Genomic DNA, 20,194 nt, shown 5'->3' on the forward strand with positions numbered 1-20,194 from the left:
CGGGCGCGCGGCGCAGGCCGCCAGTGTCTACTTGCCGCTCAACAGCATGACGAACGGGTTGATGTCGCGGAAATCGAAAGTCTCGTCGCCGTTGATGTCACGGTTGGCGAGTGGGCAGTCGGGGTACGCGAGCGCGTATTCCGCCGGGTTGCTCAGTGCCAGGACGAACGGATTGATGTCACCGAAGCCCACGACCCCGTCGCAATTCACGTCGCCGACCAGCGGCGCGTCCGGCCCCGGCCAACCGGCGAGCCGGGCGAGCATCCACCAGACCGCGCGGCCCTTGCGGTCGCAGTTCAGCGACTGCGAGTGGGCGCAACTGCAGGTCGAGCACTCGCCGGGGTGCGCAACGCACCACTCCGTCGCCCAGTTGTGCTGGACGCCACTCAGCCAGTAATCGCAATTGTCGTTCGCGTACAGCGGCAGCACCCACAGCCCGTCCGGGTCGTAGCTTTCCAGGTCGGCAAAATCGAACAGGACGCCGCCGGACGCCTGCACTGCGGCGCGGATCTGGTCGTTGCGCTGGTTGAGGTTGCCCTCGACGCCGCTCCCCACCAGGTGGCCGGTCATGTAGACGAAGGTCACATTCGGATAGTCCAGCCGCAGTTGCTGCATGAGATCCAGGTAGATCTGGATGTTCGCTGGCGTCGTGTCGGCCTGTCCGCACCACGACCAGAGCACGAGGTTGCGATCGGCGCCCGAGCCGTTCAACATCGTGCGGGTGCGGGCGGCCCAGGTCACGTAATCCGGGTTGCCCAGATCGCCCGACGGCGTGTAGTCCCACAGCGACAGACCGCCGGCGGTCCCGTTGTGATCCCACCAGTACAGCGAGCCCGCCGAGCCTTTGATCACGTCCATCCCGCTGATGAGCTGGCTGCCGTGCGACGTGTGGCCGTAGGACGCCCGGAACATGCTCTTGGCCTGGGTAATGTAGCTCTCGGGCACGAGGCTGAGATCCGTGCAGTTGTGATCGATGATGATCGCACTCTGACCGGCCGCCTGAGGCGCGGCCGTGAGCAACAGGACGGTCGACACAAGCCACATACCCAACGGAAGCGGAATGCGTAACGGCATGATTCTCTCCTCCGGTAAGCACCTGGGGACGCACGGCCTCTCCTGACCGCGTGGGTCGCCATGCGTGTAACATGGAGTTTCCGGTCGCATTATACCGTGTTTGGCGACTCGTTCCAAAGTGTCCGGCGCACCGCCGGCCGCACGCCGGACGGCGCGGCGTTACATAACGCTGCCAGAAGTTGAGTCCCGAAAGCAGCTTGGCCATCGGCGTGCCTTTCCCAGCCGGACAACTTCCGGATAAATTGGCGTGCGCGGGGAAACGTATTGGAGCGGAGACGACCGGATGGCGGACAAGTCGCAGGCGGATCAGGGCAGCCAAGCCGCCACGCCCATGCCCGCACGGACCGAAGTGGTCTACGCACCCGGGCGAGAGCCGACGGGCTTGCTGGGTCGTTTCACCGTGCTGCGCGGCGCAATGCCCGAGTTGTGGGTCACGTTCGCGGTCAAGTTCCTGGCGGTGGCGGCCTACGCGGTGATGAACTCGACGCTGGTGCTGTGGCTCTCGTCGGACCTGGGCTACGGCGACAAGCAGGCTGCGTGGCTCGTCAGCGCCTGGGCTGTGCTGATGACCGTGTTCACCATTTTGGTGGGCTCGCTGACCGATGCGCTGGGGCTGCGCAGGACATTTCTCCTCGGCGTGGCGATCTGCGTGATCGCACGCGTCGCCATGACGTTTTCGACCGTGAAGTGGCTGGCGTTGGGCGTCGGGCTGTTTCCGTTGGCGCTGGGTGAGGCGCTGGGCACGCCGGTGCTGGTGGCAGCCACCCGGCGCTATTCCACCACGGCGCAGCGCTCGATCTCCTTCTCCATGTTCTACGTGATGATGAACCTCGGATTCCTGGTTAATGGCTTCATCTTCGACGGCCTGCGTCAGAAGCTGGGCGAGTATGGGCACTACACCGTGCCGATCCTGGGCTACACCCTGAGCACCTATCAGACGCTGCTGCTGGTAAGTCTGCTACTGGAGTTGGTGCTGGCGCCGCTCTTCTACTTCGGCATTCGCGAAGGCGCGGAAGCCACCGATCAGGGTGTCCGGATCACGCCGGCCCGACGCGCAACCGACCGCGCTGACGGCCTCGGCCACACGCTGGCCACAACCGTGCGCACCACGTTGCGCGACACCGGTCGGAACATGGCCGCCCTGATCCGGCAACCCGGCTTTTACCGGCTGCTCAGCTTCCTGATGCTCATCGCGGGGGTGAAGTTCGTCTACATGATCATGTGCTACGCCTATCCGAAGTTCGGCATCCGCGAGCTCGGCGCAGGCGCGCCGCTCGGCACACTCTGGAACGTGACCAACTCGGCGCTGATCATCGTGCTCGTGCCGCTCGTCGGGGCGCTCACGCAAAAGGTTTCCGCCTACCGCATGGTGACTTTCGGCTGTTTCGTCGTGGCGGCTTCCGTGTTTGTGCTGGCGCTGCCCACGGCGTGGTTCCAGGAGCTGGCCGATGGACCGGTCGGCTGGGCCATCGGCACCTTGTACCTGGGCCTGAAGGGCAGCGTAAACCCGTGGTATCTGATGCTCTTCCTCTTCATCGTGCTCTACTCGTTTGGGGAGGCCTTCTACTCGCCGCGCGTTTACGAGTATGCGGCCGCCATCGCTCCGTCCGGACAGGAAGCTTCGTACGGCGCGCTGTCGTATGTGCCGATGTTCCTGGCCAAGCTGTTCGTGGGCACGTTCTCGGGCGGGCTGCTCGAAAGCTACTGCCCGGAGAGCGGACCGCGTGACCCGCAGACCATGTGGTTGATTGTCGCGCTCATGGCGCTGGTCGCCCCGGTGGGCCTGCTGGTGCTGCGCCGCGTGATTCGCGTGCGCGAAGCCGGCCGGGCGGATTGACGCCGATCAGCCGCCGCGCGGTGCCGAAGCGGAACGATGTTTCATTTCTGGCAACCCGGCTGTCCCGCCGGCAGTTTTGGGGGATTGACCCTCACGGGCACCGGCGGCGGCGCCGGCGGCGGGCGTGCGCGCTTAACTGTCGGTTGCGCACATGCTTACCAGAAGTGTGCGCGAGGCATTGATTTCCGCGGCGGGACGGCGTAAGCTAGGCCCCGCTGTGGATTGGGGATTAGTGTAACGGTAGCACGACTGACTCTGGATCAGTTAGTCCAGGTTCGAATCCTGGATCCCCAGTTGACCGGGGCGGCGCGAGCGTTTACACTTTATACGGAACGCTCACGGCCGTTGATGGTCGCTGTCGGTTCCGCTCTCGGACTTGCGGAGCAGCTCAACGGCCGGTAGAATACGTTCGTAGTTTTTGCCGAGCCCCAAACCCCGGGCCGGACTGCGTCGGCGTACGTGTCCCCCCCCGCACGTCCCGACCGCCGGCCCACTTTATTGCGCCGGCTATCCTATCTGTTTCGCTGTCGCCTCCCGCCCGCCACTGACAGCGCCTTCGATCGTAGAATGCCGCCATGCCGGACCCCGAACCCAAGCGCTGTCTCGGCTGCGGCTATATCCTCGAAAACCTGCCCGCGCCGCGCTGCCCGGAGTGCGGGCGAAAGTTTGACCCCGCGAACAGCAGCACCTACTGCATGGAGTTGAAATCCGGACGCAAGTATTGGCTCGCTGCGATGATCGGCTTGCTCCTCGTCGCACTACCCGCGTTGGGGCTCGTTGCGGGACAGAGCCTGCCCGGGGTGTTCGGCGGCGGGGACATGCTCATGGCCTGCGCATTCGTCCCGCTCGCCCCGCTGGGATGCATGACCGAAATCGTCGTCTTGCTCGTGAGTGTGGACGCACTCACTGACCCGTCGCATTGCCTGCGCCATCGCTGGGGGGCGCTTGCAGCACTTATTCTTAGCTCCGGATTCATCGTGAGTGCGCTTTGCTTGCTGGGCTACGTCGTGTTCTCCGGTCTTTAAGATGCTGTGACGCCGGCGCCGCCCGGCCGGGCTTCAGCCGGCTTGCAGAATCACGGCCGTGTGCCGCACTGCTCGACAAATCAGCTTCACGTCGCGAGAATCACCAACAGATGGCTGCAGGCTGAAAGCCGCAAGGCAGCCAGCCGGAGGATGGCACCCTTGGTCGCGTGTTGAATCATGGTCCCGCGGCTTCGCGATCGCTGGCGGCGTCGGAAGCTGAATGGTGGGCAGTGCCCACCCTACTGCTGACGGCTGACAACCGAAGACTGATGACTGACGACTGATAACTGACAACTCGCTTTCGGAGTTACATCTTGGCCAAATCTGTCAGGCCCCAGCGCAAGCCGGCCAGTCGCGACCGGGCCGCCGCCGGCGAGCGGATCAACAAGCTCGCCCGGGGCGTCGTCGGCCTGGTCCACGAGCGCGAGGACCCCTACGTCGACATCCCGTCGCGCACGCTCAGCAACGTCCGGTTCAACGAGACCAAGCGCATCATCGAGCTGCTCGACGGCAAGCAGCGCCGCTCGTTCTTCAGCCTGCTCGGCCGCCGCAAAGGCGAAGGCAGCCAGGCGAAGAAATTCATGCAGACGCTCAAGGTCGCGGAGGTCTGCCGGCACCTGATCGCAACAAGCGACGCCACCAGCCTGCGTGACCTGTTCTACATGCTCAAGCGTCCCGTGCAGGGGACGAAGGAGCTGATCTTCTACGATCAGGACGAGTCCGACTCCATCATCGAGGATGTCGAGGTCACCGTCAGTGCTCTGCGCGAAGAGCTGGGCGTCCACGCCAAGGCCGCCGGCGCCATGGTCGCCCCCATGACGATCAACGACAGCGGCGACACGATCAACCTCGCGACCATGGGCTCGGGCGGATGGAGTGTGCCGAGCATCGTCGAGCCCGACGTCATCCAGTTTGTCAAGAACCAGGCCAAGTACATCCTGCTCATCGAAAAAGACGCGATGTGGCAGCGCTTCAACAAGGATCGGTTCTGGGAACAGCACTCGTGCGTGCTGATCCACGGCGGCGGACAGCCACCACGCGGGGTGCGTCGTCTCATCTACCGCATGCATCACGAACTGAAGCTGCCGGTCTACGTGCTCGTCGATAATGACCCCTGGGGCTACTACATCTACAGCGTCGTGAAACAGGGCTCGATCAACCTGGCGTTCGAAAGCCAGCGCATGGCGGTGCCGGCGGCGCGTTTCGTCGGCATGAGCAGTTTCGACGCCGAGCGCTTCGACATCCCCGCGCACGTCCCGATGCCACTGACGGACGAGGATCGGCGGCGCGCGAAGGAAATCCGCGAGTACCCGTGGTTCCAGAGCAAGGCCTGGCAGCGCGAAATCAAACACATGGAAGCGCTGGGCGTGAAGCTGGAGCTCGAAGCGCTGACCAGCAAGGGGCTTAGTTTCAGTACGCAAGAGTATCTGCCCCAAAAGCTCGCGGACAAACGATGGCTGGATTGATGCCGAGCCGCTCCGCCGGCGGCGCTGCAGCGTAGCGACTCGTGTAACACATTGTGCCAATTGACTTTGCTTCCGGTATGCCCAATCGCCCTGCCGGTGGTCGTGGGGTGCCAAGTCCGACTGGGATCGCGCCTGATTCCGTAGCACGCTAATTACCGTGCGCGCGTCGCGTGGCCTGCGCGCTGGGTGGTGACGTTGCGCGCCGCCCGGTTCTATTGCGACACGCCCGGCGCCTGATAGAATTTGCGGCTTCGTTTATGAGGCGAGCGGTGCGGTCGGTGTAGACAGCCCGGGCGTGTGGTCGCCTCAGAACGAATGTTGGAAGGAGTTTGCAGATGTTCGGACGTATCTCTCGTATGGTGTGTGTGACAGTCGTGGCTGTCGCGTTCAGCGGCATCGCCGCCGCGCAGCAGCCGGCCGCGAAGCCCGAGGCCAAGCCCGAGGCGAAGCCGGAAGTGAAGAAGGAAGAGGGCAAGGACCTCGTCGCCGTCGCCGGTGAGGCGAAGTGCAAGACGCTGTGCGAACTCGTCAAGCTCGCCGGCCTCGAAGACGCCCTCAAGGGCCCCGTTCCGATGACCCTCTTCGCCCCCACCGACGAAGCCTTTGCCAAGCTCGGCAAGGACCTCGACGAGCTTAAGAAGCCCGAGAACAAGGCCAAGCTCGCCGACATCCTCAAGTACCACGTCGTCAAGGGCAAGATGATGGCCGAGCAGGTCGGCAAGGAAAAGGCCCTCAAGACCCTGCTGCCCAGCGCCGAGCTCGAAGTCGCCATGAAGGACGGCAAGTGCATGCTCAACGGCAAGGCCGCCGTCACCAAGGCCGACATGGCCGCCAGCAATGGCGTCGTCCACCTCATCGACACCGTCTTGACGCCGCCGGAGAAGAAGGCGGAGCCGAAGATGGAAGTCAAGCCGGCCGAGAAGAAGCCGGAAGCCAAGCCGGAAGCCAAGCCGGCCGAGAAGAAGCCCGAAGAGAAGAAGCCCGCGGAGAAGAAGGGCTAATTCGCGCCCCCAACCGCTAGCCGACACGGCAAACACAAAACCGCCGTGCGGCACACAAGCTTCGTAGCACAGGAAAGGCGAACCATTGCGGTTCGCCTTTTCTTTGCGCCCCACAAATCCCCTCCCTCCCAGGGAGGGGCCGGGGGAGGGTAAAGAGCCAAGCCGGCCGCGTGAGCACCGCCCACCGGTCAGGCTCCGCCCCGCTCCTCTACGCCGGCCGCCGTCCCGGGATCAACCCGCGCGGCGCCCCGATGTCCACCACGACCACCCGCCCCACCACCGCCTGTGCCGCGGGCGTCTCGAAGCCTACCTTCGGCGCAACCATCGTCACTGTCGCATCCGCGCGAAAGCACGGCGTTTGCACAGCGCCACGGTCCGCATCCAGCCCGGACGGAATGTCGATAGCAATCCGCCGGGCGTGCGGCGCCGCGTTGGCCAACTCGATCAGCGTGGCCATCACCGCGCGCGGCGCGCCCGTCGAGCCCGTCCCCAGCAAGGCATCGACGATCAAGTCCGCGCGCGCCACGGCATTCTGCGCCGCGTCGCGGCCACGTTCCTCGAATGCCCGGATCAGCTCGAGCCCCATGCGCTCCAGAATCCGCAAATTCACGCCGGCATCACCCGTGGATTTCTCCGGCGGCGCCGCCAGCACCACGTCGATCGCGACGCCCGCGTTGCTCAGGTGGCGTGCAATGACGAAGCCGTCGCCGCCGTTGTTCCCCGGCCCGCAGAGGATCGCGACGCGCGCGGCGCGCGGATTCACCAACGCGCCATAGACAAACTCCGCCGCCGCGCGACCGGCGTTCTCCATCAGCACCAGCCCCGGCACGCCGGCGTGCTCGATCGCCAGCACGTCCAGATCGCGAATCTGCTGACAGGTCAGCGCCTCGCCAGGTGGATACGGTATGCCCATCGCCCTGCTCCCATCGCGCGCCCGCCGCCGCCCGTTGGCCGCGGTGCGCCAGCGTGAATCACACTATCCGGCGGAATCGCGAATGCAAGGCGTCGCGGAGAGGTACGGAGGCACGGAGGCACGCAGAGGAAGCCACGCAGCCACGCAGCCACGAAGGGTGCGATGGAGCCAGAACGCCGACGGCAGCGCACGGGGTTCTGACTGCGTTGCAGCGTCGCCTCGCCTGTGTGGCTGCGTGGCTCCGTGGCTGGTTTGGATCGCTGCGATGCAAACCATGGAACATGGCCCGGCGGCGCGCGACGTTCAGCGCTCTTCGTACCGCGGCACCGTCTGCAGCAGCATCACCTTCCCCTCGATCGCGTCCTTCAGGCGCTCGGCGTCCAGTAGCACGTCGCGGTTTGCCTCAAAGAAGCGCCCCAGCGCCTTCCAATCCTTGAACACCAGCGCGTGCCGCCCGAAATCCCGCCCCGGCTCTTTCGACAAGATCAGCGTGAGCATCTCACTCGCGCCGTACGCCTCCGCGTCCGACACCGTGTTGCCGATCCCGATCAGCAGCCGCGGCCAGGCCTTCCGCAGGCTGCGCAGCTTCTGCTGCTTGAACGCCCCCGGCCGCAGCATCTGGCGCACGCTTTCCGCGGTAATCACCGGGCCGGCGGGAAACTCGCGCTCGCGCAGCCACGCGCGGGTCTTGTCGAGCAGTGACCGCGGCCGCCCCGTCAGATACAGGATCTGAAAATCCGCCGCCAGCCGGCGGAGCGTGCTCACGGAGCGCTTCAGCGGATCGCTGCCCTCCTCCTGGTCGTTGTCCAGCAGGTCCTCATACTCGGTCTGCGCGATCGTATGGTCGATGTCCACCGCAATGCTCACCCGCTGCCGGTCCCACGCAAACACGCGACCCGCCGCGCGCAGCTCCCGCCCATCGACGACGGCCCGCGCCTCGAACTGCCCCACCTCGGCATCCAGCGCACGCTCGATGTCCGCCACGCCCTCGTCATCGGACTTGGTATCGCCGACCTCGCGCTCACTCACGAAGAAGCGCACCCGCACGTGCTCGAGATCCTTGCCCATCGCGAGCACCGGCTCGCGCTCGACGCCCGCCACGAGCCGCGTCTTGCCGTTTGGCCCCCGGATAGCGTCGTCCACGATCAGCGTCGGTGCCCGACAGCCCGCCCCGAGGACCAGCGCCAGCCCCAGAAGCCGCAACCCGCTCAACCAACCCCGCAAAGCCCACATGCCGCGCACCTCCCTGTTCCCTGTTCCCTGTTCCCACGTGCGCTCGTAGTATACGCCAAACAAGGGAGCGTGGCCGTGTCCAGCACGCGACAGCCCGCAGCCGACGCCGGGTCATTCACCCGCGGCGATCGCGTGTTGCTCACGCTCTTCGCGTTGGCGGTCCTACTCCCCGGCACGTTCGGCGTCAGCCTGACCGATCGCGACGAAGGCTGGTACGCCCAGGTCAGCCGCGAGATGCTGCAAGGCGGCGACTGGCTGATCCCGCACTATCTCGGTCAGCCCTGGATCGCCAAGCCGCCGCTGCTTTACTGGTGCGTGGCGGCGTCATTCGCCGTGTTCGGCCTCCACGTCTGGGCCGCACGGCTCATCTCCGTCCTCGCCATGGTCGGCGTGGTACACCTGCTCGGCACACTCGCCGGCGGTCTGTACAACCGGCGCGTCGCGCTCATTGCCTGCTATTCCTTCATCACGGCCGGCCTGCCACTGGTCATCGGCAAGATGCTCCTCACCGACAATGTGCTCCTGCTCTGCATGCTGGCCGCGATGGTCCTGCTCTGGCAGTTCGCGACGCAGCGCCCGACGCCCGGGCGTGCGGCGGCGTTCTGGCTGTGTGTCGGCCTCGCCGTCCTCGCCAAGGGTCCGGCCGTCATCGTCTTCGGCGGCGCGTTCGCCCTCGGCTTGTTGTTGCAGCCCAGCGCACGCCGGCGCATCTTCAGCGCCCGCCTCTGGCTGCTCAGCCCGCTGTTCCTGCTCGTCGCGGGCCCGTGGTATCTGTATGCCGCGCTGCACGCCGGCGGCACGCTCGGCCAGCAATTCCTCGGCTACGAGGTCGTGTCGCGCATCCTCGGTACGCCGCATGGACAGGGCGGTCCACCCGGCTACTACCTCCTCCTCAGTGTCGCCGGCTGGCTGCCGTGGACGGCGCTGGTGCCCGGGGCCGTGTTCGAGCTCTGGCAGGCCCGTCGCCGCGACCGCGCCGCGTGGCTGCTGCTGATCTGGTTCGGGCTGCCCTGGATATTTCTGGAGCTGATTCACAGCAAGCTGCCGCACTACATCCTGCCGTGCTACGTGCCGCTCGCGATCATGTTCGGCCGCATGTGGGACGTCGGCCTCGCACACGTCCCGACGACGGCGCAGCGCATCGTCCTCTGGATCTGGGCGATCGTCCCGCTGCTGCTGGGCGCCGCACTCGTCGCGGCGGCGACCCTGGGACGGGCATACGCGTGGTCGCTGGCCACAGGCGTCGCCGGCGGGGCTTTGCTGCTGGGTTTTGTGGTTGTTGCGCGGCGGATGCAACGCGGCCGGCTCTGGTCCGCGTGGCGTTGCGCCGTCGGCTGGACCGCGCTATTTCACATCCTGCTCGGGCTGTGGGTGTTACCGGGCTTCGAGCCGTACCGGCTCAGCCGGACGCTCGCGGATCAGACGAACGCGCTGAGCGGCCCCGCCGCCACTGTCGCGGCCTGCGGCTATGACGAGCCCAGCATGTTCTTCTATCTGCGCCGCCCCGGCTGCGTCATCTCAACGACACAACTCGCCGATACGTTGCGCGAATCCACTGCCCCGGTCGTCGTGATCGCCCGCGACGCGGAGTTGCGGGCCGCGGGCCTCACGCCGGACGAGCGCCCCGGCTGGCACCGCATCGTCGGCTTCAATTACGTGAAGGGCCGCGAGGAGACCGTGTGGGTGATTCAGTCCAACCGCGCCGAACCGCGTTGATAGAACGTCGGCCCCAGCCCCCACACGCAGGCGAACACGACTGCCGCTGCCAGCGTGTACCCGGCGATCACATCCGACAGAAAGTGCCACTGGGACGCGACGCGCTCCAGGCCGGCGGCCAGCGCGATGACGTAGAACACCCAGCGCGTCCGCGGGAAGTAGATGCCGAGCAGCAATGCGAGCGTGGCGGCGGACATGGCGTGTCCCGAGGGGAATGAGTCGAAGTCACCGCTCGCGCTGAACGGCTCGAAGTGAAACGCCCCCAGTCCCGCCCGCGGCCGCGCTCGCCCGATCGCCCACTTCGACAAGTGCAGCAGTGCCGTCCCGATCAGGATCGGCGTCAGGAACCCGATGCACAGCCGCCCGCCATTCGGAAACGACAGCAGGATCGCCAGCAGCACGATCACCGGCCCGGCGCCCAGCAGCACGCCGACGACGTTCTCGACGCCCGGCTGCCAGAGGGCGCGCAGGACCCGGTCAGTCAGCAGCGCATCCACCGACAGCGCCGCGCCGGCCAGCAGCGCGCCGCCGACGATCGCCTGCCACGGAAACCTGGAGTGTTTCATAGGGCCCGAATCGTAGCCGGAGAACACCGCCGCCGGAACACGCGCGTCCGACATTCAAATCACGAGCTGTCGCGGGTCATTCGTCGCCGGCCGCCGCGCGCAGCTCCTCGATCGTGAACGGCCGCCGGCACTTCGGGCACGTCGGCCCCTTGACGCCAAGCAGGAAATGCCCGCACGCGGGGCAACAGTACGGCTGGTGCCGCGGTTGGCGGCGTTCAAAGCACCCCAACAGATATCCCATCAGCGCCGCGAAGCACGCAAGGACGAAGGCGGCGACATACTCCACAGTCAGAAGCACGACCGTAATTGGACGTTCGTCGGGGCTGACAAACGCTCCCCACTCCATGTGTGACGCCAGGCCGACGATGACTCCCAAGGCGGTGGTGGCAGCGCAGAGCGCTACACCTCTCCAGCTGTTTTCGTAACGGGCGAAGAAGAACGCCGCGGGCAATACGCACAACGGTGAATAGAACATAAGCGCAATGCCCGATTGCGGATCGTTGGGCAGGATCACGCGGCTGAAGACGTATACGAGCGCAACACCGCAAAGGAAGCCCAGTAGCCGCCTCGGCCAACATCGCTCGCGCTGGGACGCGCCCGCGCGCTGCATCACCGGGGGCTGAGCAGTCTCAGCATCCAAAGCCTCGTCGCGCCGCTCCTCAACCACGCCACACCTCCCGAAGCGCCGCCTCGCCCCGGCGTCCGCACACAAGACGCCGCCGTCGGCCTGCATTATAATCCAGTTTCGCAACGAGCCCCTGGATCGACTACGGAGTACGACATCATGCTGACCCCCTACCGCCCCGAACCGTACGTCAATTTCGCCGAGGCCGCCCCGCGCGAAAAGATGCTCGCCGCCCTCCAGGAGGTCCGCGGCCAGCTTGGCCACATGTACCCGCTCCGCATCGGCGGCCAGACGTGCGACACCAGCCAGAAGATCAAGTCGGTCATGCCGGCCCACTCGGAAACCGTCGTCGGCTTCGTCAGCAAAGCCTCACGTGAGCAGGCCGAGCTCGCCATGCAGGCCGCGCTCACCACGTTCAAGACCTGGAGCCGTGTCGAGCCCGAGACCCGCGCCCGCATCCTCTTCAAGGCCGCCGCCATCATGCGCCGCCGCATCTACGAGCTGTCCGCCTGGATGTGCTTCGAGGAATCCAAGAGCTGGATCGAGGCCTACGCGGACGCGTGTGAAGCCATCGACTTCCTCGACTTCTACGGCCGCGAGATGATCCGCCTCGGCGGCCCGCAGCCCGTCACACCGTTTGCCGGCGAGGACAACGAGCTGCGCTACATGCCGCTCGGCGTCGGCGTCGTCATCCCGCCGTGGAACTTCCCGCTGGCGATCTGCACCGGGATGACCAGCGCCGCGCTCGTGACCGGCAACACGGTCGTGCTCAAGCCGGCCAGCACGTCGCCGGTCATCGCCGCGAAGATGGTCGAGATCCTGATCGAGGCGGGCCTGCCGCCGGGCGTTGTGAACTACTGCCCCGGCTCGGGCGCCGAGATCGGCGACTACCTCGTCGAGCATCCGAAGACGCGTTTCGTGTCGTTCACCGGCTCGATGGACGTCGGCCTGGGCATCTTCCAGAAGTGCGGGAAGGTCGCGCCGGGCCAGATCTGGCTCAAACGCTCCATCCTCGAGATGGGCGGCAAGGACTGCATCGTGGTCGATGAGACCGCCGACATCGACGCGGCCGCCGAGGGTATCGTCACCGCCGCGTTCGGGTTCCAGGGGCAGAAGTGCTCGGCGTGCTCACGGGCGATTTTGCATCGCGACATCTACGACGCCGTCGTGCAGCGCGTCGTGGACCGCGCCAGGAAGCTCACGGTCGGCGACACGACCAGCGCCGAGAACTACTACATGGGCGCCGTGATCGACGAGGCCTCGCACCGCAAGATCAACGAGTACATCGCGCTGGGCAAGAAGGAAGGCCGCGCGGTCCTCGCGGACACGAAGGTGCCGGCGGGCGGCTACTTCGTCCCGCCGACGATCATCGCCGACGTCGACCGCAATGCGCGCCTGGCGCAGGAAGAGGTCTTCGGCCCGGTGCTCGCGGTCATCAAGGCCAAGGACTTTGACGATGCGCTCGACATCGCCAACGGCACGCAGTACGGCCTGACCGGCGCGCTGTACTCGAATGACCGTTTCCGCCTGGAGCGGGCGCGGCACGAGTTCCATGTCGGCAACCTGTATTTCAACCGCAAGTGCACTGGTGCGCTCGTGGACGTGCAGCCGTTCGGCGGCTTCAACATGTCCGGCACGGACAGCAAGGCCGGCGGCCGCGACTACCTGCTGCTGTTCATGCAGGGCAAGGCCATCGCCGAGCGGCTGTGAGGAAGTGGTCAGTTGTCAGAAGTAGGGTGGCATCGCCCTCCAATGTGGTATTGGCGTCGCGCCGGTGATCTGGGTTGGCTGAAGATGCACTCGATGTCGTCTCGCGCCCGTTCGCTGATCTGCCGTATAGCGCTCGCAACGGTCCTGGCGTGCGGTCTCGCCGACGCGGCCCGCGCCCAGGACCTGTCGAAGAAGCTCGACACGCTCAACATCCGCCTGGCCACAGAGCACTATGCGCTCGCCGGCACCGTCAGCGACCGCACGCTCCGTGCGTATGGCGATTTGCTCGAGTTCATCCACCGCGAATACGCCGTCGGGTTCGCCAGTCTGCTCCAGGAGGACGCCGGCGCCAACAAGGCGCAGCCCGGCCGGCCGGCCAAGGCCAAGGTGGCCAAGACCAAGGCGGCCGGGAAGGCCAAACGCGCCGGCCGCGACCAGCCGAGCGCGCCGTCGGAGGCGGCCACCACCCAGCCGGCGGCCGATCCCAACGCGGGGGACGGCCGGTTCCGCGTGCTGGTGTTTGCCACGGAGAGCGACTACCAGGAGTTCGGGCGGGCGCACCTCGGCGGCGGCACGGCGTTCACCGGCGGCATGTTTCTGCCCGGCGCCGACGCGCTGCTGATTCTCGATCGCGGCAACCCGGACGACACGATGCAGACGCTCTTTCACGAGGCGTTCCACCAGTTCATGCACCGCTACGTGAAGAACCCGCCGATGTGGCTGAACGAGGGTTTGGCGACTTATTACGGCGACATGCGGGTGGAGCGTGGCCGGCTGGTGTTCCGGCCCGATGCGGACCGCTGGAAGCTGGTGCGCAAACTGATCGAGAAGGAGCAGGCGATTCCGCTGAGCGAGGTGGTTGCGGCGAGCCGGGCGGAATTCTACGACGACACGCCGATCAAGGTGCGCGGGTTCGAGAACGTGCGGCGCAAGAGCGCGTTTTATGCGGAGGCGTATACGCTAATTCACCTGCTGCTGGCGGATGCCACGGCCCGCCCGCGCTTGCAGGACTACATCCGGGCGCTGGCGCAGGACGACGGCAAGCACGTGCAGAAGATCACGGATGAATTCTTCGGCCCGGACGTGTGCGCCCACATGCAGGGCTTCTGGGTCAATCACGTCAACAGCCGTCCGGAGCAGAACTGACCGCTGTTCCACGCGCGCCCGGCAATCCGGCGGCTACTCGACCCGAGCCCCTGGCGCCAGCAGGGACCAGCCCAGCCCGCGCAGCGGGCGATTGTGAGTAGCCTCGGGCGCCAACCCGTGGAACGGGCGCCAGCCCGTGGGATGGGGGCGCATGCCGAGCATTACGATGGTCGTCTCTTTCTCCCAGCCCGCGCAGCGGGCGTCTGGGAGTAGCCTCGGGCGCAAGCCCGTGGAAAGGGCACGCCCGACCGTTTGCTCTCCCTCCTGGGAGTCCCCGCAGGGGACGATTGTGGCGTCAATCCAACAAATGAGCCCGATCGTATGGTACACCATTGCGGTCCAGAAACGCCCGCAACTCCTCGTCAAAGGACACTCGTCGATGATGCTCCGCCTGCCCCGCGATGTACTCCCGAACGGCGTTGACGGCGGATTGACTCACGCTGAATGCCGCATAGCCCGCCTGCCACGCGAACGCATGCCGCGTCGCAAACGTCTGATGCACCCAGCCGCTGGACAGGCTCTTCCATTTCCGCAGCGCATCGGCCGGCGCGACGTTGCCGCGGAGCGACAGCAGAGCGTGCACGTGATCTTCGGTCCCGCCGATCTCCAGGGCTCGGCCGAATTCGTGCCTGGCCACGCCGGCCATGTATTCGTAGAGGCGCCGTTGGAGTTCGGCGTTGATCAGGCGGGCGCGGGCCTTTGTGCTGAAGACGACGTGGACGAGGAGATTTGTGTAGGTGTGCCCCATCTGGTACCCCTCAATCGCCCCCTGCGGGGGCTCAATGGATGGGGAGGATATCGTGGGAAGGGGGCACGATCCACTCCACGGGCTCGTGCCCGAGGCTACTCACAACCGCCCGCTGCGCGGGCTACTTGTCGCCCGGCTTCGGCTCCCCGCCGCTGGACGCTTCCTGAACGCGCTTCGCGTGCCGATACTGCTCGACAATGCTGCGAGCATCGGCTGTGTGCCCGCATTCCGGACAGCGGACCCGGCCCATGACCACCCGCAAGCCGCGCAGCGCATACCCACACTGTTCGCAGTGCGGCGACGCGATTTCCATCCAGCGTAGAAACTGACGCCGCTTCGGATAGTACAACACATTCGGTATCAGTATGCCCACCAGGAATCCGAAGACTAGTGAGGCCCCCATCCGGTTGTCACTTCCGAGCAGGAGCACCGGGCACGCCACGTCCGCCAGCGGTGCCGCGCGCCACATGATGATCGCCCCACCGACGGCGGCCGCGCCGAGGCACAGGAACATCAGCGCAGCCCCGAGCACCCCGTACGAATATCTGCTGAAGCCCACGCGAAAGCCAAACAATTCGTTGAAGCAAGCGTTCCACAGCGCCCAGTGCGGGACGATCAGCGCCAACCCCAAGGCGATCAGCAGTACTTCCCGTGCGATCGCGGTCATCGCCGCCTCCTGGTCTGAGCTGCCTGGGCGCTGTGCCGCGATGGCAGTGGGCGTCGACCACCGCAGTGGCAACCCGCAATCACCGGCCCGCCGGCGCTACCGCCACGCCACGCCCGGGAGTTCCGACCGCGCAACTCCCTCGGTGCCGCAGCTTGGAACGCAGCTCGGCTCGCGCGAATACGCGTCGCCATTCTCGCGTGAACCCCGCCCGACCACAATGCGCTCGACGGCGTCCGAGGCTGCAGGGCCGGCCAGGTCGAGCATCGCCGGCGCATCTCGTTGAAGCAGGAGCTGCGCATGTTCCCCGATCGTAATGGCGTGTATTATGATCCGGCCTATTTGTTGGATTGACGCTTCAATCGTCCCCGGCGGGGACTCCCTGGAGGGGGAATGAAATGGTCGGGCGTGCCTCTTTCCACGGGCTCGCGCCCGAGGCTACTCACAACCGCCCGCTGCGCGGGCTATTCGCCGCGCGCTGCCGCGCAGGAATCCTACCCTCATGGCCATTTGTTCCCTGCTGCCTGTTCCCCGTTCCCTGTTCCCCGTTCCCTGTTCCCTCGCCTCCCTACGGCAGGTGTGTCCCAAACAGCCGCACCGACAAGGCGTCCAGCCGCGCGCGACGCCCAGCGTCACGATCGACGGCCGCCGCCTGGATCGCATACGCCAGATTCGCCGGCGACAGCAGCACGACCGCCGCCTGCGACAAGCCCGCCTGCGCCGCGATTGCCCGCACGTCCGCCAGTTCCGCCACGCTCAGCCCCAGCACCCGCGCGATCTCGCCGACATAGTCCGGCGGCGGCACCTCGCCACGCTTGTGTCGCTCGATTCGCCGCGCGACCAGCAGCGCCGCGCACAAAGCCGCGATGCCGATCACCACCGCGGTTCCGTGCGTCTCCGCGCACTCGTCGAGGAACCCCTGCCGAATTCCGCGCAGCCGGTCAGCCAGGTAAGTCGATGCGAGCAGCCCGGACATCAACGCCGGCGTGACCATCAGGTCACCTCCACCGCCGCGCGCCGCCCACGCACCGGCGACCCCAGCCCTGCCAGCGCCTGCTCCGCCGCGCGGCGCACGTCCGGCAACGGCGACTGCTGCCACCGCCGGAGCCAGCGCACGCACTCTGCCGGCGTAAAGCCGAGATGGGCGATCCACTGCGGGACCTTCACGCGGGCCTGGGGCGGCAGGTCCCCGAGATTCGGCCCGGCCGCGACGAACCACGCCGGCCGTTCAATCAGGCGCAGCGCCTGGCGCACCGCGGCATCGGCGAGCAGGTCCGTGTGCTGGAGCAGCGCCAGCAGATCGGCGCGCGTCCGCCATGTGCGGAGCAACTCCAACGCGGTCTGCCGCCAGCCGGGCTGGGCCAGTGCCAGCAGCAGGAAGCCCGCCAGGCGCGGCCCGTTCCAGGTTTGCAGTCGGCGGGCGACCACGGGGTTCCAGCGATTATTCGTCGGAGCGAGGAAGGTCCACAACGCTGGGCCGATGTCGCGCGCCAGCCAGAGGCACACTTTGAGCACGTCCATCTGCGCGTGCAGGTCGAACGTGCGCAGGCCCTCGCGGAGCGCGGACACCAGCGCGGTGCGGTCTGCCGCGGCCTGCGGCGCCAGGACATCGGTCCGTTGCGCGCCCTCCGCGTGGCCGAGCACGCGCTCCGCCGCCAGGCACAATACACGGGCCGCCGCGGCACGGACCTCGGCGACCGGGTCGCGCAGTGCATCGGCCACCATGAACAACAGCGGCGTCGAGGGCTGCTCGGTCAGCAGCGTCAGCGCATTCAAGCGGGCGCGCGGCGCGCGGCTCTGGAGCGCGCCAGCGATTCCGGTGCGCAGCAGCGGCGGCCGCGTGCGCAGTTGACGGCGAGTCGCGTGATCGAGGCGGTCATAGTGGAAAACGAGGCCGATCCAGGCCGTCTCGGTCGCGCGGGCCAGAAGCGTGGCAATGATGCGGCTCGCGTAGGCGGGTTCGGCCCGTTCCAGGGCGGCGACCAGCGTCTCGTCGGCCTCGGGCCGGGGGTCCGCGGCCAGCCATGCGTAGAGGGTGTCCATCTGGCTCATGTGCCGGTCCTGTTGCAGCGATGCCAGGCGCGGCGGCTGAAGCGCTGCGCCATCCCTGATTTCATCGGTCCGTTGTCACCGGCCCGTTATTGGGCCGGGCATTGCCGCGATTGACAGTGCCACAGGCCGGCGCGATGCTGCTGGCATGGCCACCACGCCCGATATGGCGACCGACCCGTGCCTGGCGACGAACCTGGCCGGGCTGAACCTGCGCAACCCGCTTCTGACGGCGTCGGGGACCTGCGGTTACGGGCCGGAATACGCGGAGTTGCTGGATTATCGGCGGCTCGGCGGCTTCACGACCAAGAGCGTCACGCTGCACGAGCGGCCGGGCAACGAGCCACAGCGCGTGGTCGAGGTGCAGGCCGGACTGCTGAACGCGATCGGGCTCGCCAATGTCGGCCTGCAGCGCTTCATCGTGGAGAAGATTCCGTTCCTGCGCATGATGCCGACGACGGTGCTGGTCAACGTCGCCGGGCACAGCATCGACGATTACGTGAAGGTGGCCGCGGCGCTGGACGCACACGAGTGCATTGCCGGGATCGAGCTGAACGTCTCGTGCCCGAACGTCGCGGACGGGCTGACGTTCGGCACGGATCCGCCGCGGCTGCGCGCAGTGACGGCGGCGGTGCGCGCGGTGCTGACACGGGCGCGCCTGATCGTGAAGCTCTCGCCGAACGTGACGAACATCGCGGAGTGTGCGCGGGCGGCGATCGACGGGGGGGCGCAGGTGCTGAGCTTGATCAACACGTATGTCGGCCTGAGCATCGACCCGCGGACGTGGCAGCCGCGGCTGGGCAACGTCACGGGCGGACTCAGCGGGCCGGCGATCAAGCCGCTGGCGCTGTACAACATTCACCGCGTGTATCGCGAAGTCGCGCGGGCGGCCGGCGTGCCGCTCATCGGCATGGGCGGCATCCAGTCCACGACGGATGCGATCGAGTTCTTTCTGGCGGGGGCGTCGGCGGTCGCGGTGGGCACGGCGCTGTTCGTCGATCCGGGGCTGCCGACGAAGATCGCCGCCGGTCTGGCTGAGTATGTGCGCGCGCGCAAGCTGCCGAACGTGGCCGCGCTGACCGGGCAGATGCAGTTGCCGGCACCGCGTTAAGCGCCGGCGATGGCCGCGCAGATCTTCCCGACGATCAGCAGCGCGACGGGGGTCCCGAGCAGGCTGCCCAGGATCGCCATCAGCAGGCCCACCGGCGCGAGGCTGGGATGGTAGGCCGCCGCCACGACCGGGGCCGACGCCGTCCCGCCGATGTTGGCCATCGAGGCCGTCGCGGCCAGGAACAGCGGCGCGCGGAGCAGGCGCAGGCCGGCGAGGAGGATCACCGCGTGTGTGGCGATCCAGAGTACGCCGAGCACAAACAGCCATGCGTCTTCGGCGTGGATGTTGCGCAGATCGGCGCGGGCGCCGAACGTGGTGAGCAGCAGGTACAGGCCGAAGTAGCCGATGGGCGTGGCGCCGGCCGCGTCGATGTCGCGGACGCGCGTGAACGACAACAGCACGCTGATGGCGGTAATGAGCAGGATGCCCCAGCCGAATCCGGTGAGCACCTGGCTGAGGTGGATCCGCGCCCAGAGGCCGCCAAGCGCCTCGCGGTGCACGACCCAGGCGTTGATGTGATCGCCGACCCAGAGCGACGCCTGGCTGATGGCGAGGCCCAGGGCGATCATGATGGCCAGGTCAAACATCTCGAGCGGGCGGGCCCGCGCGGCCTGCTGCTGCTTCAGGCGCGCGGCCAGGGCATGGATGCCGCGGCTGTCGGCGCCGGTGAAGCGGTCGATCTGCGCCTGGAAGTTGCTGAGCGCGACCAGCACGCCGAGCCAACTGTACGCGCAGACCGTGTCGACGACGATCAGCTTGCCGATGAGCGTGCGGTCCGCGTCGAGGCTTCCGGCGACAGCGGTCAGGTTGGGGCTGCCGCCGATCCAGGAGCCGGACATGGCCGCGACGCCGCGCCAGGTTTCGGCCGGCAGCAGCGTGTGCAGCAGTCCGAAGCTCAGGCCGGCCCCGACGACGATGCCGCAGGTTCCGATCAGCATCATGGCCAGCGCGCGCGGGCCGAGCTGGGCGATGGCGGCGGTATCCGAGGGCACGATGAGCAGGACCAGGATCAGCGGCAGGAGGATGTCGGTCATGAAACCGTGGTAGAGCGCGGAATCGCTGGGGATGATGCCGAGCGTGGAGCAGAGCATCGGGACGAAATAAGTCCAGATGAGCGGCGGGAAGTACTTGAAGAACGGGGTCAGCGGGCGCCAGCGGGCGAGGGCAAAGATCGCCAGCACGAGTACCGCCAGGAACGCGAGCAGCGCTGCGGGCTGGACGAAGAGGGGTTCTCGCAGCGGAAAGACCATCGGCGGCGGATCTCCCATGCGCCCCGGTCCGCCGGGCGGGCGGGGTGGCGTGGCGGCAGC

18 protein-coding genes and 1 tRNA gene are annotated in these 20,194 nt (G+C 66.9%); 9 read left to right on the forward strand and 10 right to left on the reverse strand.

Going from position 1 to position 20,194, the window contains the following annotated elements:
• Positions 1–27: 27 nt before the first annotated feature.
• The gene (locus KA383_01540; protein MBP7744784.1) at positions 28–1,074 is read right to left on the reverse strand and encodes a hypothetical protein; all 1,047 of its coding nucleotides are present in this window, start codon (positions 1,072–1,074) and stop codon (positions 28–30) included.
• 331 nt (positions 1,075–1,405) lie between these two features.
• On the opposite strand from KA383_01540, the gene KA383_01545 reads away from it, so the two are divergent.
• The 5 genes from KA383_01545 to KA383_01565 all read left to right on the forward strand — a co-directional run bounded on the left by KA383_01545 (position 1,406) and on the right by KA383_01565 (position 6,403).
• Positions 1,406–2,911 (forward strand): MFS transporter, encoded by a 1,506-nt coding sequence (locus KA383_01545; GenBank protein MBP7744785.1) that lies wholly within the window; start codon positions 1,406–1,408, stop codon positions 2,909–2,911.
• 223 nt (positions 2,912–3,134) lie between these two features.
• A tRNA-Gln gene (locus KA383_01550) sits at positions 3,135–3,205 on the forward strand.
• Positions 3,206–3,486: 281 nt separating this feature from the next.
• Positions 3,487–3,936, forward strand: a complete 450-nt coding sequence (locus KA383_01555; GenBank protein MBP7744786.1) for a hypothetical protein — start codon at positions 3,487–3,489, stop codon at positions 3,934–3,936.
• A gap of 314 nt (positions 3,937–4,250) precedes the next feature.
• Positions 4,251–5,402 carry a DNA topoisomerase IV subunit A gene (locus KA383_01560; GenBank protein MBP7744787.1) on the forward strand — a complete coding sequence of 384 codons (1,152 nt, stop codon included), beginning with the start codon at positions 4,251–4,253 and terminating at the stop codon, positions 5,400–5,402.
• 356 nt (positions 5,403–5,758) lie between these two features.
• A complete protein-coding gene (locus tag KA383_01565) occupies positions 5,759–6,403 on the forward strand; it encodes a fasciclin domain-containing protein (GenBank protein ID MBP7744788.1) in 645 nt (214 codons plus the stop codon).
• 208 nt (positions 6,404–6,611) lie between these two features.
• Here the strand turns inward: KA383_01565 and KA383_01570 are convergent, their stop codons facing one another.
• Entirely contained in the window at positions 6,612–7,316 is a 705-nt protein-coding gene (locus KA383_01570; protein ID MBP7744789.1) for an NAD(P)H-hydrate epimerase, read from the reverse strand.
• 303 nt (positions 7,317–7,619) lie between these two features.
• Positions 7,620–8,549: a hypothetical protein gene (locus KA383_01575; protein MBP7744790.1), complete on the reverse strand. Its 930-nt coding sequence runs from the start codon at positions 8,547–8,549 to the stop codon at positions 7,620–7,622.
• Between the two features lie 75 nt (positions 8,550–8,624).
• Between KA383_01575 and KA383_01580 the strand changes: the two genes are divergently transcribed.
• Complete coding sequence (locus KA383_01580) at positions 8,625–10,265, forward strand: glycosyltransferase family 39 protein (protein MBP7744791.1); 1,641 nt, start codon at positions 8,625–8,627, stop codon at positions 10,263–10,265.
• On the opposite strand, the gene KA383_01585 is transcribed toward KA383_01580, so the two are convergent.
• The gene (locus tag KA383_01585) at positions 10,238–10,831 is read right to left on the reverse strand and encodes a phosphatase PAP2 family protein (protein ID MBP7744792.1); all 594 of its coding nucleotides are present in this window, start codon (positions 10,829–10,831) and stop codon (positions 10,238–10,240) included. The genes KA383_01580 and KA383_01585 overlap by 28 nt on opposite strands.
• Positions 10,832–10,907: 76 nt before the next feature.
• Complete coding sequence (locus tag KA383_01590) at positions 10,908–11,564, reverse strand: hypothetical protein (GenBank protein MBP7744793.1); 657 nt, start codon at positions 11,562–11,564, stop codon at positions 10,908–10,910.
• Positions 11,565–11,615: 51 nt separating this feature from the next.
• On the opposite strand from KA383_01590, the gene pruA reads away from it, so the two are divergent.
• Together pruA and KA383_01600 are read left to right on the forward strand one after the other, a co-directional pair.
• A complete protein-coding gene (pruA, locus tag KA383_01595) occupies positions 11,616–13,166 on the forward strand; it encodes an L-glutamate gamma-semialdehyde dehydrogenase (GenBank protein MBP7744794.1) in 1,551 nt (516 codons plus the stop codon).
• A gap of 93 nt (positions 13,167–13,259) precedes the next feature.
• Entirely contained in the window at positions 13,260–14,312 is a 1,053-nt protein-coding gene (locus tag KA383_01600) for a DUF1570 domain-containing protein (protein MBP7744795.1), read from the forward strand.
• A gap of 295 nt (positions 14,313–14,607) precedes the next feature.
• Here the strand turns inward: KA383_01600 and tnpA are convergent, their stop codons facing one another.
• From tnpA to KA383_01620, 4 genes are all read right to left on the reverse strand, one after another.
• Complete coding sequence (tnpA, locus tag KA383_01605) at positions 14,608–15,060, reverse strand: IS200/IS605 family transposase (protein ID MBP7744796.1); 453 nt, start codon at positions 15,058–15,060, stop codon at positions 14,608–14,610.
• Between the two features lie 121 nt (positions 15,061–15,181).
• Positions 15,182–15,727, reverse strand: coding sequence for a hypothetical protein (locus tag KA383_01610; GenBank protein ID MBP7744797.1), 546 nt, complete (start codon positions 15,725–15,727; stop codon positions 15,182–15,184).
• Positions 15,728–16,292: 565 nt separating this feature from the next.
• Positions 16,293–16,718, reverse strand: coding sequence for a hypothetical protein (locus KA383_01615; protein MBP7744798.1), 426 nt, complete (start codon positions 16,716–16,718; stop codon positions 16,293–16,295).
• Entirely contained in the window at positions 16,718–17,776 is a 1,059-nt protein-coding gene (locus KA383_01620; GenBank protein ID MBP7744799.1) for a hypothetical protein, read from the reverse strand. The genes KA383_01615 and KA383_01620 overlap by 1 nt, the downstream gene beginning before the upstream one ends.
• 145 nt (positions 17,777–17,921) lie before the next feature.
• Here KA383_01620 and KA383_01625 point away from each other — a divergent pair, with 145 nt between their 5' ends.
• The gene (locus KA383_01625; protein MBP7744800.1) at positions 17,922–18,884 is read left to right on the forward strand and encodes a dihydroorotate dehydrogenase; all 963 of its coding nucleotides are present in this window, start codon (positions 17,922–17,924) and stop codon (positions 18,882–18,884) included.
• On the opposite strand, the gene KA383_01630 is transcribed toward KA383_01625, so the two are convergent.
• A complete protein-coding gene (locus KA383_01630) occupies positions 18,881–20,152 on the reverse strand; it encodes a DUF819 family protein (protein ID MBP7744801.1) in 1,272 nt (423 codons plus the stop codon). The two genes, KA383_01625 and KA383_01630, sit on opposite strands and share 4 nt — an antisense overlap.
• Positions 20,153–20,194: the final 42 nt, after the last annotated feature.

The sequence above is a fragment of the Phycisphaerae bacterium genome (assembly GCA_017999985.1).
Taxonomy (GTDB): Bacteria; Planctomycetota; Phycisphaerae; order UBA1845; family Fen-1342; genus JAGNKU01.

Bases quoted from the DNA above. Each gene is read 5' to 3' on its own strand.
- KA383_01540 (MBP7744784.1), bottom strand. From the start codon at position 1,074: ATGCCGTTACGCATTCCGCTTCCGTTGGGTATGTGGCTTGTGTCGACC.
- KA383_01545 (MBP7744785.1), top strand. From the start codon at position 1,406: ATGCCCGCACGGACCGAAGTGGTCTACGCACCCGGGCGAGAGCCGACG.
- KA383_01555 (MBP7744786.1), top strand. From the start codon at position 3,487: ATGCCGGACCCCGAACCCAAGCGCTGTCTCGGCTGCGGCTATATCCTC.
- KA383_01565 (MBP7744788.1), top strand. From the start codon at position 5,759: ATGGTGTGTGTGACAGTCGTGGCTGTCGCGTTCAGCGGCATCGCCGCC.
- KA383_01570 (MBP7744789.1), bottom strand. From the start codon at position 7,316: ATGGGCATACCGTATCCACCTGGCGAGGCGCTGACCTGTCAGCAGATT.
- KA383_01575 (MBP7744790.1), bottom strand. From the start codon at position 8,549: ATGTGGGCTTTGCGGGGTTGGTTGAGCGGGTTGCGGCTTCTGGGGCTG.
- KA383_01585 (MBP7744792.1), bottom strand. From the start codon at position 10,831: ATGAAACACTCCAGGTTTCCGTGGCAGGCGATCGTCGGCGGCGCGCTG.
- KA383_01590 (MBP7744793.1), bottom strand. From the start codon at position 11,564: ATGCAGGCCGACGGCGGCGTCTTGTGTGCGGACGCCGGGGCGAGGCGG.
- pruA (MBP7744794.1), top strand. From the start codon at position 11,616: ATGCTGACCCCCTACCGCCCCGAACCGTACGTCAATTTCGCCGAGGCC.
- KA383_01600 (MBP7744795.1), top strand. From the start codon at position 13,260: ATGTCGTCTCGCGCCCGTTCGCTGATCTGCCGTATAGCGCTCGCAACG.
- tnpA (MBP7744796.1), bottom strand. From the start codon at position 15,060: ATGGGGCACACCTACACAAATCTCCTCGTCCACGTCGTCTTCAGCACA.
- KA383_01610 (MBP7744797.1), bottom strand. From the start codon at position 15,727: ATGACCGCGATCGCACGGGAAGTACTGCTGATCGCCTTGGGGTTGGCG.
- KA383_01615 (MBP7744798.1), bottom strand. From the start codon at position 16,718: ATGGTCACGCCGGCGTTGATGTCCGGGCTGCTCGCATCGACTTACCTG.
- KA383_01620 (MBP7744799.1), bottom strand. From the start codon at position 17,776: ATGAGCCAGATGGACACCCTCTACGCATGGCTGGCCGCGGACCCCCGG.
- KA383_01625 (MBP7744800.1), top strand. From the start codon at position 17,922: ATGGCCACCACGCCCGATATGGCGACCGACCCGTGCCTGGCGACGAAC.
- KA383_01630 (MBP7744801.1), bottom strand. From the start codon at position 20,152: ATGGGAGATCCGCCGCCGATGGTCTTTCCGCTGCGAGAACCCCTCTTC.